We start from the raw sequence: 13,692 nt of genomic DNA, 5'->3' as shown, positions 1-13,692 counted from the left end.
GGCACGATGACGACGCCGAGCCCCGGCTTCCGGCCCACCCACGTGGTTCCCGGATTCGGCATGCCCGCCTGGGAGGCCCCCGACCCGGCCCGCCCCACCGTGCCCCTCGACCCGCTGCTGCCCGTCCAGCTCCTCGAGCGGCGCGGCGACTGGGCGTACGTCGCGTGCGCCAACGGCTGGTCTGCCTGGGTCGACGGCCGCCACCTGGTCGCCGTACCCCAGGACCCGCCCGCCCCCGAAAGCCCGCTCACCCGCGCCGCCGACCCTCGCCCCCTGCTGGCCCGCGCCGACGAGACCCTCACCCGCTACCGGGCCGCCGTCGAGGAGCTGGGCCGCGGTGGCCTCGACGGGGAGGCCTTCCGCGGCCGCACCCGGGGACTGCGGATCGGGGTGGTCGTCGACGGGGAGCACGTGTGGCTGTACGACGCCCAGCACGCGCGCTGGGTCTACGCCGACGGGACCCGGCTGAGCACCTACGCCACCGACGAGGGCCCGCAGGCGAGCGGACACCCCCCGACGCAACAGGCGGGCGGACACGCCCCGACGCAGGTCGTGACCCACGATGGCCCGTGAGACCAGCCTCTTCTCCGGCCGCCCCTCCGAACTGGTCGGCCGGCAGGTCGCGAACTACCGCATCGAGCAGGAGATCGGCCGCGGTGGCATGGCCGTCGTCTACCGGGCCCGGGACCTGCGCCTGGACCGCACGGTGGCGCTGAAGCTGCTGGCCCCCGAGCTCGCCCGCAACGACACCTTCCGCAAGCGCTTCAGCCACGAGTCCCGGGTGGCCGCCGCGATCGACCATCCGCACATCATCCCCGTCTTCGAGGCAGGCGAGACGGACGGTGTGCTGTACATCGCCATGCGGTACGTCGCCGGCAGCGACCTGCGCCATCTGCTGGACCGCCAGGGGCCGTTGCCGCTGCCGACCGCGCTGCGGATCGCCGCCCAGGTCGCCTCCGCGCTGGACGCGGCCCACGAGCACGGACTGGTCCACCGGGACGTGAAGCCCGGCAACATCCTGGTCTCCCGGGGCACCGACAGCGACCACCCCGAGCACACCTACCTCACCGACTTCGGTCTCACGAAGAAGTCGCTGTCGCTGACCGGGTTCACGACGGTCGGCCAGTTCGTCGGCACCCTCGACTACGTGGCCCCCGAGCAGATCTCGGGCCGCCCCGTCGACGGCCGCTGCGACGTCTACGGCTTCGCCTGCGTGGTCCACGAGACCCTGACGGGCCATCCGCCCTTCCGCCGCGACGACGACATGGCCCTGCTGTGGGCCCACCAGTACGACGCCCCGCCCGCCCTGTCCGAGTCCCGGCCCGGCCTGCCGGTCTCCCTGGACGCGGTGTTCGCCAAGGCCCTCGCCAAGACCCCCGACGCCCGGCACGACTCCTGCCTCGACTTCGTCGCCGCCCTCCGCTCGGCGGCGACGGGCGGCCACCCGCCGACCGAGGTCGCCCTGAAGGCCGTGGAACCCCCGGAGACCCGACCGAAGCCCCCGCCCCACTGGGCGCAACCGGTGGTCCGCGCCAGGTAGTCAGCCCTGGCCCAGGCCGTTCAGCGGCACCCGGCGGGCCAGCACCCGACGGTGGCTGATCCGCCACCCCGCGCCCACCCGGACCACGGTGTCCTCGTACGTGACCGAGCCGCACGAGCCGTCCGCCATGACGCCGAGGCCCTTGGAACGGGCGTGGACCCGGCCGTCGGTGATCTCCTCGACGAACACGTTCGTGACGTGGTGCGCCACGGGGTTCCCGGCGCCCAGTGCCAGGGCCGCCTCCTCGATCGCGTCGAGTCCGGTGAGTTCACCCTGGCCGAAGTCGGACAGGTCGTAGCAGACGTCCGGGGTGAAGACCTCGTGCAACCGGTCCAGCGCCCCGGCGTCCACCAGGTGCCCGTGCAGCGCGATCAGCTCGGTCACGGCGAGGCGGTCCTCGAGAGCCAGTGTCATGCGGTGCCCTTTCGTCGGCTGAGCGCACCCTGCCACGACCCGCGTCACGCGTCAGCCGGTTCGATCTCCCCTTTGCGCCGCACCGGCCGCGCCAGCAGGGCGCCCAGGAAACCGGTGACCAGGCCCCACAGGGCGCCGAGGCCGACCGCGGACCACAGTTCCGGCTCCAGGAACAGCTTTCCGCCCAGGCCGCCGCCGAGGTCGCCGATGCCGAGCACCGACAGACCGTAGTGGGCGGAGATCCGGCCCATGAGGCAGATCATCAGAACCGTCAGGGCGAGGGCGATCGCCAGGCGCACCGCGTGCTGCCAGGCGCGGACGCGGGCGGGGGAGCGGGCCGCCATCAGGAACGCGGCCGCGAGCAGCAGGACGGCGTCGACGACCACCAGCCACCAGATCCGGCCGTCGTGCTCGGCGAGCGTGCTCAGATCGAGCGTGGCGGTGTCCTTGGAGCGCAGCACCTCGTCCAGGACGTGCGGCATGGGCAGTCCGAAGGGGCCCTCCACCCGGCCGTTCCAGGTGGCGCCCAGGCCGATGGTCAGGGCGAGCCACACCAGGTTGGGCAGGCCCAGCAGGATCACCGCGAGTGTCTCGGAGGCATGGCCCCGGGTCGCCGCGACGACCAGGGCGACGAGGGTGCCGAGAACGACGTAGGCGAGGAGGACCACGACCATGGCGTGCGCCGCGGGCCGCACCGACTCCTGGAGGCGCAGCAATTGCCCCGGCAGGGGCGCCCGGCGCGAGACCAGCAGGGCCAGCAGCAGGACGCCCGCCAGCCACAGCAGGCCGGACAGCAGGGTCCGCGGAATGTCCGTGGTGAAGCCGACCTCGGGGGAGACACCGAACAGATCGCCCAGGTCGCTCAGCGTGTCGTCGCCGACGGAGAGCTTGAACGTCTGGCGGGCCGCGTAGCCGAGGGCGACCAGGGCGAGCAGCCACAGGACGGCGATCCGGGCGGCCCATCCGGCGAGTTCCCGGCCGCCGGTGACGGCCCGGTGCCGCAGTGGCCGCAGGAAGCCCGCGCCGAGCACCAGCGCCCCGGTCAGGGTCACGGACAGGGGGATCACGGTGAGCCCGGCCGTGCCGTCGGCGAGCCCGCCCGCACCGCCCGACAGCTTGATCGTGCCGCCGACGGCCGTGACGACCGTCGCCGCGACGACCCGGGGGAACGCGTTGTCCGGGAGGTCGGACGCACCCGCCGCCCACAGTCCCAGCGCGGCCACCACCCCCATGGCGATCAGCGCGGCCAGCACCGTGGCCAGGGCCCGCGCCCAGCCGTGCTGGGCGACGACTGCCTGGTCGGAGGGGGGTCGCGGGCTCACCCTGCCACGCTAAGCAGCGCGGGGACGGCTCGCCTGCCGGGAGGTCCGTCCGCGTCCGCTTGCGGGCGACACCGGACCGGAGCAAACAATAGGTATGTCGCGGAAAAATGCGGCCGAATCGGGGTAATCGGATCGCACGCCGCAGGAGTCCCGCGTCGGGAAGAAGAACCAGTGAGCGTCGAACCGCCTTCGTCGGGCCGCCCCACCGGGCCCCCCTCCGGCCCTCTGTCGGGCCCCTCGCAGCCGCCTTCGGGCCCGCCCTCGCAACCCCCGGGCAGCAGCGGCGGAGCACCCACGCCCGAACCCGACCGCCCCTGGTGGAGGTCGGCGCCCCGGGTCGCGATGATCGCCGCCGCGCTGGTGGCCGCCGTGGTCCTCGCGGTCGTCTTCACTCGCTCCGAGGGCGGCGGCGGCTCCACCTCGGCCGGCGGCGACGGGGAGGTCTTCCTCCAGGCGGCCGCCAAGACGGGCCCCGACCCCTTCACCGAGTCCACCGCGAAGGACAGCTCCGTGCCGCCGGTCTCCGCCACCCCGACCGGCTCCTCCGAACCCGCGAACGCCGTACGCGGCGTCGACGGCGCCGCACCCGGCCTGTACGGCGGTACCCGCAACGTCTCTAGCTGCGACGTCGAGAAGCAGGTCAAGGCCCTCGGGGCGGACCCCGCGAAGAACAAGGCGTTCGCCTCGGTCGCCGGCGTCCAACCGTCCGGGGTCCCCGCCTACCTGCGCTCGCTCACGCCCGTCCAGCTGCGCATGGACACCCGCGTCACCAACCACGGCTACCGCGACGGCGCCGCCACCAGCTACCAGGCCGTCCTCCAGGCCGGGACCGCCGTCCTCGTCGACGACCACGGAGTGCCCCGCACCCGCTGCGCCTGCGGCAACCCGCTGACCCCGCCGGTCGCCCAGCAGTCCACGCCGAAGCGCACCGGCGACACCTGGGCGGCGTACCGGCCCTCGAACGTGGTCGTGGTCGCGCCCTCGACGACCGTCATCAACATCTTCGTGATCTACGACCCCGACCACCACGACTGGATCGGCCGGCACCGCGGCGACACCGGGGGCAAGGACCACAAGACCGACCCGCCGGTCAAGCCGTCCCCGTCGGTGAGCGTGTCCACGCCGACGACACCGAGCGCGCCGACGTCCCCGAGCTCTCCGTCGCCCTGCGTCTCCGTGTCGGCCGGAGCCACCGGAACACCGACCGGAACCCCCTCCGGATCGCCGAGCCCGTGCCCGCCGACCTCCACCGCCCCGTCCTCACCGGCCCCGAGCACGCCCTCCTCGCAGCCGCCCACCAGTGAATCCTCGGGCGACGAGCCCGTCGCCCCCGACTCCTCGGCACCGCAGCCGCCCCTCGCCTCCGACACCACCACAGGGACGGCACAGTCGGCCTCGCAGGACAGCGGTCAGGTGTCCTGATCAGTGTGACGCGTCACCTGGACTGCGGCGCGCCGCTCGGGGTACGAGGACTGGTGCAGCAGCGTCCGGCCAGTCCGGCTTCCGAGAGAGAAACGCATGATCGATCACCTGGACGGGGCAGTGATACCGACTGGTTTCGACGTGCCCGTGGAACCACTGCGGCGGGCGGCGCACTACACCGGGGAGCCGGGATGCATCGCCGAGGCGCGCTCCTTCGCCGCGGAGTTCCTGGGCAGGCTCAGAACCGAGTGGTGTGCCGCCGTCGGTGACCGCGCCGAGGAGGAAGTGCTCCTCGTGGTGAGCGAGCTCGTCACCAACGCCGACCGGCACAGCAACGGGCCGTACATCCTGGAGCTGGAGGGCACCGACGAGGCGGTCGTCGTCACGGTCTACGACAGCAGCGCCGCCCTGCCGCGCAGGTTCCCCCGGGACCCCGAGCGCATCGGTCGGCACGGTCTGGAGATCGTGCATGTCCTGGCCCGGGAGGTCGCGGCGGAACGCGTACCGGTGGGCAAGCGCGTCAGGGCCGTGCTGGGGCTGAGCGGCAAGCAGTGAGACGTCGGCGGCGGCGCGGAGCGAGCGCGGCCGCTGAGGCTTTCGACCACTGACGACCACTGAGCTCGCGGTGTCATGCCCGTGATCGTGGAGCGGGTGCCGTCCGAGGACGACACCCGCCTATTCGCTGTCTCCTGTGTGCTCAGGCGCAACCCAGCTCGCCCAGCATGCCCTCGCGCAGCCGCATGATGATCCGCTTGATCAGCCGGGACACATGCATCTGCGAGCAGCCGAGCCGCTCACCGATCTCCGACTGGGTGGCCTCCTCCACGAACCGCATGTGGATGATCTCCCGGTCCCGGTCGCTGAGCTGGGCCATCAGCGGGGCGAGCGACTGGAAGTCCTCGACGAGCCGCAGCCCGTCCTCCTCGACACCGATGAAGTCGGCGAGCACCGCTTCGCCGCCCTCGGGACCGTCGCCGGTCAGGGCGGCGTCCAGGGACGAGGAGTTGTAGCCGTTCGAGGCAATCTGGCCCTCGATGACCTCGCTCTCGGAGATGTTCATCAGGGTGGCGAGTTCGGCGACCGTCGGATCGCGGTCCAGCCGGCTGGCGAGTTCCTCACGCGCCTTGGCCAGCTCGACGCGGAGCTCCTGCAGGCGCCGCGGCACGTGCACAGCCCAGGTGGTGTCACGGAAGAAACGCTTGATCTCGCCGACGATGTAGGGCAGCGCGAACGAGGTGAACTCGACCTCGCGGGACACCTCGAACCGGTCGATCGCCTTGATCAGGCCGATCATGCCGGTCTGGACGATGTCCTCCATGTCGTCGCCGCGGCCCCGGAACCTGCCGGCCGCGAAGCGTACGAGCGACATGTTCATCTCGATGAGGGTGTTGCGCGCGTACTGGAACTCGTGCGTCCCCTCCTCGAGCTCGGTCAGGCGCTGGAAGAACTGACGGGACAGCTCCCGTGCGTCCCGCGGGGCGACGGACCGCGGTTCCTCGACTCCCGGCAGGGGTGTCCCACCCGTCCTGGTCCCGCTGGCGTGCTCGGTGACCTGTGCCTCCGAACGGTTCACGGCGGTGACGACGGTATGCATTACCTCTCCCACGAAAGTCACGGCTCGACGTCTGCCTCTTCGGCCTGGTTGTCAGGGTCCTGCGGATGGTACGAGGCCTGCCGTGTACCCGGAACGCGACGACATATGCGTCCCCGGACCACGGCCGACCGAATGACCCGCAGCTCCCTCAGGCTGCGCGTACCCGAAGAGTGACGACGCATGCCCGGTGAGTGGTCCGGTGGCGGGAAATCGGCGGCCTTCAGCGGGCGACCCGGGTCGTGACGATCAGTTCGTGGAGGTACCGCTTGGTGACACGGCCGCCGTGGCGCGTCTCGATCAGATCCCGGACACAGGCCAGGAGGCCCTCGCGGCGGGTGCTGTCGAGGGCCCGGTGGCCCGAGTAGGTCAGGAGCACGTCGATGTACTGGTCGGTGGTGTAGGTGATGTCCTGTTCGAAACGGGTCACCGTGACGTCACCGAGTCGCGGACAGCTCTCGAACTCCTCCGTGTCCGAGGAGATCTCCGACGACGGCTGGAGCCGCAGCCCGGGCGGTGTGGCCGGATCCCAGCGTTCGTAGCAGTCCTGGGCCCGGGCGAAGAAGTCGACGGTGCCGCCGGCCACGTGCTCGGTGACGACCACGGCGAGGTGCCCTCCCGGGCGTAGCGCGTCCGCGGACTTCTCCACGCGGACGGCCGGGTCGAGCCAGTGCCAGGCGGTGGCACAGGCGACCAGGTCGAAGGGCTCGTCCGGCAGGGGCCAGCTTTCGAAGTCCGCGTGGCACACCTCGACACGAGGGAATCCGTCCAGTTGCCGCCGGGCCACAGCCGCCATCGCGTCGCCCAGTTCCACCGCGGTGATGTGGCAGCCGAACCCGGCCAGGGAGCGGGTGAGTTGGCCTGTCCCGGGGGCCGCCTCCAGGACACGGCTGTGCGGGCCGAGGCCGGCCACCCGGTCCAACTCCCGGACCAGAGCGGGCGGATAGCCCGGACGCGCCCGGTCGTAAAGCTCCGCCGCCTCGTTGAACGTGTCGCGCAACACCGGTCACCAGCCCCTTGCCCGTCGCCGATTCCACCCAGGGCAGAATGCCGACCCCTTGCCCTGGCGGCCACGGAATTTAGGCTGATCCGGTGAGCAGCCAAGCGCCGAACCAAGCCCGCGTGATCCCCCTGCGCCCGCAGTCCGCGCGCCCGGGGACCGCCCGCCCAGTGTCCGCACGCCCCGCCACGACACCACCGCGGGAGCCCACCAGGGAGACCAGGGAGCCCCTGTGGCGTGACCTCGTCGGGGACGTCCTGCGCCGCGAGCGCCTCGCCCAGGAGCGCACGCTCAAGGACGTGGCCGACGCGGCCCGGATCTCCATGCCCTACCTCTCCGAAGTGGAGCGCGGCCGCAAGGAGGCCTCCTCCGAGGTCCTCGCGGCCGCCGCCCACGCCCTGGGCCTCGGCCTCGGCGATCTGCTCTCCCTGGCCCAGGGCGAGCTCACCCGGCACCCCGCGCACGGCCGCAACGCGGTACCGGGATCGCCGTACGACGGGATGTGCCTGGCGGCCTGATGCGGGACCGGCGCCTCAGACCGTCACGAGGCGCCGGCTCACCACCTCGTCGGCCAGGCCGTAGGCCACTGCCTCCTCGGCGGTGAACACCTTGTCGCGGTCCATGTCGGCGCGCAGGGTCGCGACGTCGTGGTGGGTGTGCCGGGCCAGCACCTCCTCCACCTGGGAGCGGATGCGGACCATCTCCTTGGCCTGCAGGGCGAGGTCGGAGATCGCGCCGCGGTTGCCGCCGGAGGCCGGCTGGCCGAGCAGCACACGCGCGTGCTCCAGCACGAGCCGTCGGCCGGGATCGCCCCCGGCCAGCAGAACGGCCGCCGTCGAGGCCGCCTGTCCCACGCACAGCGTGGAGATCGGCGCCTGCACATAGGTCATCGTGTCGTAGATGGCCATGAGCGAGGTGAACGATCCGCCGGGCGAGTTGATGTAGATCGAGATCTCGTTCTCCGGGGCCGCCGACTCCAGGTGCAGGAGCTGCGCGATCACGACGTTGGCGACCCCGTCGTCGATCTCCGTGCCGAGGAAGATGATCCGCTCCGAGAGCAGGCGGCTGAACACGTCGGAGGAGCGCTCGCCGTGCGCGGTCCGCTCGACGACGTACGGAATCGTGTAGTTCGCCATGTCAGAGCCCCATCCGTCGCCTGGAGGCGGCCGGGCGGACGTCCGCGAGGGACTCCAGGACCCGGTCCACCATGCCGTACTCCCTGGCCTCCTCGGCCGTGAACCAGCGGTCGCGGTCGCCGTCGTGGGCGATCGTCTCCGGTGTCTGGCCCGTGTTCTCGGCGAGGAGACGCTCCATGGTCCGCTTGCTGTGCTCCAGGTTCTCCGCCTGGATCTCGATGTCGGCGGTGGTGCCGCCGATGCCCGCGGAGCCCTGGTGCATCATGATCCGCGCGTTCGGCAGGGCGTACCGCTTGCCGGGTGCGCCGCCGCAGAGCAGGAACTGGCCCATGCTCGCCGCGAAGCCCATGGCGAGCGTCGAGACGTCGTTCGGGATCAGCCGCATCGTGTCGTAGATCGCGAGTCCCGCGTACACCGAGCCGCCCGGGCTGTTGATGCACAGGCTGATGTCGGTGCGGGGGTCCTCCGCGGACAGGACCAGCAGCTGCGAGCAGATCCGGTTGGCGGAGACCTCGTCGACCTGGGTGCCCAGCAGCACGATGCGCTGGGCGAGGAGCTGGGCGGCCAGTTGGTCGTCGAAGCGGGTGGGAGGGGTGTCGCCCTCCTCGGCCCGGATGGAAGTCATGGGCTGTCCTCACGGTCGCAGGGATGTCGTCGACTCCACTGTTGACCTCGGACGATGCCCCGATGCGACTTCTCTGCCGGTGGCAGATTCGCCACCGGCAGAGCGCGGGCCCCGGGGGTGTGTTCAGCCCGTCCCGCGCAGTTGCCGGAAGAACGCCCGCACGTCGTCCACCAGCAGGTCCGGCTCCTCCATCGCCGCGAAGTGGCCGCCCCGGTCGAACTCGGTCCAGCGCACGACGGTGTCGGTGCGCTCCGCCTTGTGCCGCAGCGGGAGTTGCAGCTCGGCCGGGAAGAGAGCGAGCGCGGTCGGCGCGGTGGAAAATTCGGTGGGCCGGGCCGCCCGCCCGCCCGTGGCGTGGGCGCGCTCGTAGTAGATCCGGGCCGCCGAACCGGCGGTCCCGGTCAGCCAGTAGAGCATCACGTTGGTCAGCAGCCGGTCCCGGTCCACGGCCTCCTCCGGCAGTTCGGCGGAGTCGGTCCACTCCTGGAACTTCTCGACGATCCAAGCGAGTTGGCCGACCGGCGAGTCGGTGAGCGCGTAGGCGAGGGTCTGCGGCCGCGTCGAGTGCAGGACGGCGTACCCGGTGCCTTCGCTCGACCAGGCGCTCCACCGCCGCCAGGACTCCAGGGCGCGCTCGCGTTCCGCGGGCCCGAGCGCGGCGAGCTCCTCCTCGGTCGGTTCGTGCGTGGCCTGCGCCCCCGGCAGCAGGTTGAGGTGGACGCCGATGATCCGCTCGGGGTGGGCGCGGCCCAGTTCCCGGGAGATCGCCGAGCCCCAGTCACCGCCCTGCGCGCCGAACCGCTCGTAGCCGAGGCGCGTCATCAACTCGGCCCACGCGTCCGCGATCCGGCCCGCCTCCCAGCCCGTGTCCGCGGGCGGCCCGGACAGCCCGAAGCCGGGGATGCTCGGCACGACGACATGGAAGGCGTCGGCCGGGTCGCCGCCGTGGGCCGCCGGATCGGTCAACGGGCCGACCACGTCCAGGAACTCGACGATCGAGCCCGGCCAGCCGTGGGTGATGATCAGCGGGGTGGCGTCCGGCTCGGGGGAGCGGATGTGGGCGAAGTGGACCGTCGACCCGTCGATGACGGTCGTGAACTGCGGCCACTCGTTCAGCCGTGCCTCGGCCGCGCGCCAGTCGTAGGAGTGCCACCAGTGGTGCACGAGTTCGCGCAGGTAGCTGGCTGGCACGCCGTACGCCCAGCCCGTGGCCGACAGGTCGTCGGGCCAGCGCGTGCGGTCGAGCCGATCGTGGAGGTCGTCGAGGTCGCTCTGCGGAATGTCGAGGCGGAAGGGCCGGACCAGGCCGGTGTGCTCTGTGGGCGCAGACGTCATGCCCGGATGCTAGTTCGCACAGGTGTATCGGCCACCTGGATCAGTGGCCCCCCGACCGATGAGTTCCGGGGCGAGGATCGGTCGACACAGGTGACGGACGTTCCCATGACCCAGGAGGTACGCATGGCCACCGACGGTTTCACCACTTGTCTCTGGTTCGACGGCCAGGCGGAGGAGGCCGCCCACTACTACGTCTCCGTGTTCAAGAACTCCAGCATCGGCGAGATCGCCCGCTACCCGGAGGGCGCGCCGCAGCCCGCCGGGTCCGTGCTGACCGTCGAGTTCACGGCGAACGGCCGGCAGTTCCTCGCGCTGAACGGCGGCCCCGAGTTCAAGTTCACCGAGGCGGTCTCCTTCATGATCTTCTGCGAGAACCAGGAGGAGATCGACTACTACTGGACCAGGCTCACCGAGGGCGGCGGCGAGCCCGGCCCCTGCGGTTGGCTCAAGGACAGGTACGGCTTGTCCTGGCAGGTCGTGCCGGACCGGCTCCAGGCCATGATCACCGACCCGGACCCGGCGAGGTCGGCCCGCGTGATGAAGGCGTTCATGGCGATGAGCAAGTTCGACATCGCGGCCCTGGACAAGGCATACGCGGGCGAGTGAGCCGCGAGCGGGCTCGGATCCCGGGGTTCGGATCCCCTGGACTCGGATCTCCCCTCAGGACGAGCCGATCACCCGTGTGATCTCCCGGGCCATCCGCAGGATGCCGGGGGAGCGGACCGGGCAGGGCCGGGGCGTGGACGTCGTGGGCGCCAGACAGAAGTGCAGGTAGTCCTTGTCGAGGTGCAGGGCGGTCCGGTCCCGGTCCGGCTGGGTGCAGTAGCCGGCGTGCTCGCGCTCGTCGGAGGTGCAGGGCAGGTACTGCACCCAGGTGTACCGGGATCCGCCGGGCGCCACCGTCGCACCCGCGTCCGCGACCACGTCCCCCGAGGCGGCCGCCTGCTCCTCGTAGAGCTCGTTCACACGCCGGACCCGGTCCGGGGTGATCGGGTCCGGGCCCTGCGCCACCCACACGATCCGCGGCCGATGCCCACCGCCCGCCGCCGCGATCTGGTCGGTCAGCCGGCGAAGGTCGGCCCGGTACCTGCTGAAGTACCTCTGCGGCGAGGCGGCATGGCTGATCCCGTCCATGCACCACGTGTAGCCCCACGCGTTGCCCCAGAACTGCAGCACCACGACGTCCGGGTGCCGCGCCCGGACCAGCGCGGCCGCCTTGTCGCGGTCGGGCACCAGCGACTTCTTGCCGGTGCCCTCCAGGTAGTCGCACGGCGTGGTCCCCGAGTACGGCGCGCTCGTGTACGTCGCCCGCAGCTCCCGGCGCAGCTCCTGCCCGAGGACCTGCTGGGCCTCCGTGGCGAGCGAGTCGCCGAGGTACAGCACCTTGGGGGCGACGACGGCCGCGGAGGCGCTCGGCGCGGACTGGGCGCGCTGGTGCGTGGTGGCCGCTCGCGAGACGTCCGGGGTCGGCGGCGCGGTCTCCGGTCCGTCCGAGGGGTCGCCGCAGGCGCCGAGCAGCAGGACTGCGGCCAACAACCCCACGATCCACGGTGTCCGCATGCGCGACTCCCGCCCCGGTCGCCGAAAAACGGTTCCCCAGGCAAGCACAGCCGGGCCCAGGGGGGAAGACGCACGGCGCGGTTTCAGTCGCCTTCCGGACGCTCCAGGACGTCCATCAGCTCGGTCAGCGGCAGCGGCTTGGTCAGATGGGCGTCGAACCCGGCCGCCCGGGACAGCGCCCGGTCGGTGCCCTGGCTGAAGCCGGAGACCGCGATGAGCCGCGGCCGCTCACCGCCCGGCCGGCCCCGTACCCGGCGGGCGACCGTGTAGCCGTCGATGTCAGACAACCCCAGGTCGCACAGGACGACGTCGAACGCCTGCGCCTCGGTCGCGGCGAGCGCGGCGGTCCCGGTGTGCACGGTCGACACCCGGTGGCCCTGCCGCTCCAGCAGCGTGTGGTAGGTCGCGGCCAGGTCCTCGTTGTCCTCCACGATCAGCACGGACAGCCGGCGGTGCACGGACCGGGCGGCCGTGGGCCGGGGGCGCGGCGGGGCCGTGCAGTCGGTCGTCGGCAGGACCACCGTGAACGTCGCCCCCCGGCCGGGCCCGTCGCTGCGCGCGCCGATCCTTCCGTGGTGCAGTTCCGTGATCGTCCGCGCTACGGCGAGCCCCAGACCCAGGCCCTCCGGCGTGTCGGGGCCGGCGGGGGCGGCCCGCATGAACACCCCGAACAGTTCCTCGGCCTGACCGGGCTCGAAGCCGATGCCGTCGTCCCGCACAGCCAGCCGCGCCTGACCGCCCCCGGCCGCGAGCTCCACCTCGGTGCGGCCGCCCGGCCGGGTGTACTTGAGCGCGTTCGACAGCAGGTTCGTCAGCACCTGCGCGAGCCGCAGCCGGTCGCCGTCCACGACGAGGGGAGCCGCGGGCAGCCGTACGTCGAGGGTGCGGTGCTCGTGCGCGAACAGGCCGCCGATGTCCGCGCAGGCGCCGTCCACGACCGAGCGCAGGTCGACCGGTTCCCGCACCAGTTCCAGCCGCCCGGTCACCGCCCGGGTGCCGTCCAGGAGGTCGTTGCTCATCCGGGCCAGCGTGCCGAGCTGCCGCTCCAGGACGGCCAGCGCCGGATGCCCCTCCGGCATGTCGAGGGCGAGCAGTTCGGTGGCCGCGGTCGCGGCCGCGAGGGGGTTGCGCAACTCGTGCGAGAGGGTGGCGATGAAGCGGTCCTTGGCCCGCTGCTCCTCCCGCAGCCTGCGGCCCGCCGCGTCCAGCTCGGCGTTGACCCGGCTCAGCTGCTCGTTCACCTCGCGGATCTCCCGCGCCCGCACGAACAGGTCGATCTCCATGCCCTCCGCGCGCATCTGCGCGTCGGCCACGGCCCGCTGCTGCTCCCGCCCCACCCGCCGCAGATGCACGAACTCCGTGACGTCCTCGACCCGGTGGATGATGTGCGTCACCCGCCCCTCGTCGTCCAGGACCGGCGCGTTGACCGGGCTCCAGTACCGCTCGGCGAAGGCACCCTCCTCGTCGCCCGGGATGTCGTAGCGCTGCAGGGCCATGGTGTCCGTACGGCCGCTCGCCACGACCGTCTCCAGGGAGCGCCGCAGATTGGCCACGCCGTCGGCCGAGGGGTCCTCGGGATTGTCGGGGAACACCTCGAAGACCGGCCTCCCGACGATGCCGCGCCCGGTGCGCGTGGCCGCCAGATAAGCGCGGTTGACCTCGACGATGACGAAGTCGGGGGTCAGCACGAGCAACGGGGACAGGTTCGAGTCGAACAGGCGCCGGAAGTCCGGGGCGTCGGGCATGG

15 protein-coding genes are annotated in these 13,692 nt (G+C 72.1%); 6 read left to right on the top strand and 9 right to left on the bottom strand.

Annotation, left to right across the window (positions count from 1 at the left end; genetic code table 11):
• Positions 1–6 precede the first annotated feature (6 nt).
• Positions 7–573: a hypothetical protein gene (locus IOD14_RS25075; RefSeq protein ID WP_123987065.1), complete on the top strand. Its 567-nt coding sequence runs from the start codon at positions 7–9 to the stop codon at positions 571–573.
• Positions 563–1,540, top strand: coding sequence for a serine/threonine-protein kinase (locus IOD14_RS25070; RefSeq protein ID WP_212671579.1), 978 nt, complete (start codon positions 563–565; stop codon positions 1,538–1,540). Before IOD14_RS25075 ends, IOD14_RS25070 begins: the two co-directional genes overlap by 11 nt.
• Here the strand turns inward: IOD14_RS25070 and IOD14_RS25065 are convergent, their stop codons facing one another.
• On the bottom strand, positions 1,541–1,954 hold the full coding sequence (locus IOD14_RS25065) for a nuclear transport factor 2 family protein (protein WP_123987063.1): 414 nt from the start codon (positions 1,952–1,954) through the stop codon (positions 1,541–1,543).
• A gap of 44 nt (positions 1,955–1,998) precedes the next feature.
• The gene (locus IOD14_RS25060) at positions 1,999–3,276 is read right to left on the bottom strand and encodes a streptophobe family protein (RefSeq protein ID WP_212671578.1); all 1,278 of its coding nucleotides are present in this window, start codon (positions 3,274–3,276) and stop codon (positions 1,999–2,001) included.
• Positions 3,277–3,447: 171 nt separating this feature from the next.
• On the opposite strand from IOD14_RS25060, the gene IOD14_RS25055 reads away from it, so the two are divergent.
• Positions 3,448–4,698: a DUF6777 domain-containing protein gene (locus IOD14_RS25055; RefSeq protein WP_123987061.1), complete on the top strand. Its 1,251-nt coding sequence runs from the start codon at positions 3,448–3,450 to the stop codon at positions 4,696–4,698.
• A gap of 96 nt (positions 4,699–4,794) precedes the next feature.
• The gene (locus IOD14_RS25050) at positions 4,795–5,253 is read left to right on the top strand and encodes an ATP-binding protein (protein WP_123987060.1); all 459 of its coding nucleotides are present in this window, start codon (positions 4,795–4,797) and stop codon (positions 5,251–5,253) included.
• 142 nt (positions 5,254–5,395) lie between these two features.
• Here the strand turns inward: IOD14_RS25050 and IOD14_RS25045 are convergent, their stop codons facing one another.
• Positions 5,396–6,292 (bottom strand): RNA polymerase sigma factor SigF, encoded by an 897-nt coding sequence (locus tag IOD14_RS25045; RefSeq protein WP_123987059.1) that lies wholly within the window; start codon positions 6,290–6,292, stop codon positions 5,396–5,398.
• A gap of 220 nt (positions 6,293–6,512) precedes the next feature.
• Positions 6,513–7,292 carry a class I SAM-dependent methyltransferase gene (locus IOD14_RS25040; protein ID WP_123987058.1) on the bottom strand — a complete coding sequence of 260 codons (780 nt, stop codon included), beginning with the start codon at positions 7,290–7,292 and terminating at the stop codon, positions 6,513–6,515.
• Between the two features lie 89 nt (positions 7,293–7,381).
• On the opposite strand from IOD14_RS25040, the gene IOD14_RS25035 reads away from it, so the two are divergent.
• Entirely contained in the window at positions 7,382–7,807 is a 426-nt protein-coding gene (locus IOD14_RS25035; protein WP_123987057.1) for a helix-turn-helix transcriptional regulator, read from the top strand.
• Between the two features lie 15 nt (positions 7,808–7,822).
• Here IOD14_RS25035 and IOD14_RS25030 read toward each other — a convergent pair whose 3' ends face one another.
• From IOD14_RS25030 to IOD14_RS25020, 3 genes are all read right to left on the bottom strand, one after another.
• Entirely contained in the window at positions 7,823–8,425 is a 603-nt protein-coding gene (locus IOD14_RS25030; RefSeq protein ID WP_123987056.1) for an ATP-dependent Clp protease proteolytic subunit, read from the bottom strand.
• A 1-nt stretch (position 8,426) separates the two neighbouring features.
• On the bottom strand, positions 8,427–9,050 hold the full coding sequence (locus IOD14_RS25025) for an ATP-dependent Clp protease proteolytic subunit (protein WP_123987055.1): 624 nt from the start codon (positions 9,048–9,050) through the stop codon (positions 8,427–8,429).
• Positions 9,051–9,173: 123 nt separating this feature from the next.
• Positions 9,174–10,385: an epoxide hydrolase family protein gene (locus IOD14_RS25020; RefSeq protein ID WP_212671577.1), complete on the bottom strand. Its 1,212-nt coding sequence runs from the start codon at positions 10,383–10,385 to the stop codon at positions 9,174–9,176.
• A 123-nt stretch (positions 10,386–10,508) separates the two neighbouring features.
• Here IOD14_RS25020 and IOD14_RS25015 point away from each other — a divergent pair, with 123 nt between their 5' ends.
• A complete protein-coding gene (locus IOD14_RS25015; protein ID WP_123987053.1) occupies positions 10,509–10,991 on the top strand; it encodes a VOC family protein in 483 nt (160 codons plus the stop codon).
• 54 nt (positions 10,992–11,045) lie between these two features.
• Here the strand turns inward: IOD14_RS25015 and IOD14_RS25010 are convergent, their stop codons facing one another.
• On the bottom strand, positions 11,046–11,945 hold the full coding sequence (locus IOD14_RS25010) for an SGNH/GDSL hydrolase family protein (RefSeq protein ID WP_123987052.1): 900 nt from the start codon (positions 11,943–11,945) through the stop codon (positions 11,046–11,048).
• Positions 11,946–12,028: 83 nt separating this feature from the next.
• Positions 12,029–13,690, bottom strand: coding sequence for an ATP-binding protein (locus tag IOD14_RS25005; protein ID WP_212671576.1), 1,662 nt, complete (start codon positions 13,688–13,690; stop codon positions 12,029–12,031).
• Between the last annotated feature and the right edge of the window lie 2 nt (positions 13,691–13,692).

The organism is Streptomyces sp. A2-16 (assembly GCF_018128905.1).
Lineage (GTDB): Bacteria > Actinomycetota > Actinomycetes > Streptomycetales > Streptomycetaceae > Streptomyces.
This window is presented reverse-complemented; position numbering and strand designations above follow the sequence as displayed.

Bases quoted from the DNA above. Each gene is read 5' to 3' on its own strand.
- IOD14_RS25015 (WP_123987053.1), top strand. From the start codon at position 10,509: ATGGCCACCGACGGTTTCACCACTTGTCTCTGGTTCGACGGCCAGGCG.
- IOD14_RS25010 (WP_123987052.1), bottom strand. From the start codon at position 11,945: ATGCGGACACCGTGGATCGTGGGGTTGTTGGCCGCAGTCCTGCTGCTC.
- IOD14_RS25030 (WP_123987056.1), bottom strand. From the start codon at position 8,425: ATGGCGAACTACACGATTCCGTACGTCGTCGAGCGGACCGCGCACGGC.
- IOD14_RS25020 (WP_212671577.1), bottom strand. From the start codon at position 10,385: ATGACGTCTGCGCCCACAGAGCACACCGGCCTGGTCCGGCCCTTCCGC.
- IOD14_RS25005 (WP_212671576.1), bottom strand. From the start codon at position 13,690: ATGCCCGACGCCCCGGACTTCCGGCGCCTGTTCGACTCGAACCTGTCC.
- IOD14_RS25065 (WP_123987063.1), bottom strand. From the start codon at position 1,954: ATGACACTGGCTCTCGAGGACCGCCTCGCCGTGACCGAGCTGATCGCG.
- IOD14_RS25075 (WP_123987065.1), top strand. From the start codon at position 7: ATGACGACGCCGAGCCCCGGCTTCCGGCCCACCCACGTGGTTCCCGGA.
- IOD14_RS25050 (WP_123987060.1), top strand. From the start codon at position 4,795: ATGATCGATCACCTGGACGGGGCAGTGATACCGACTGGTTTCGACGTG.
- IOD14_RS25045 (WP_123987059.1), bottom strand. From the start codon at position 6,292: ATGCATACCGTCGTCACCGCCGTGAACCGTTCGGAGGCACAGGTCACC.
- IOD14_RS25025 (WP_123987055.1), bottom strand. From the start codon at position 9,050: ATGACTTCCATCCGGGCCGAGGAGGGCGACACCCCTCCCACCCGCTTC.
- IOD14_RS25070 (WP_212671579.1), top strand. From the start codon at position 563: ATGGCCCGTGAGACCAGCCTCTTCTCCGGCCGCCCCTCCGAACTGGTC.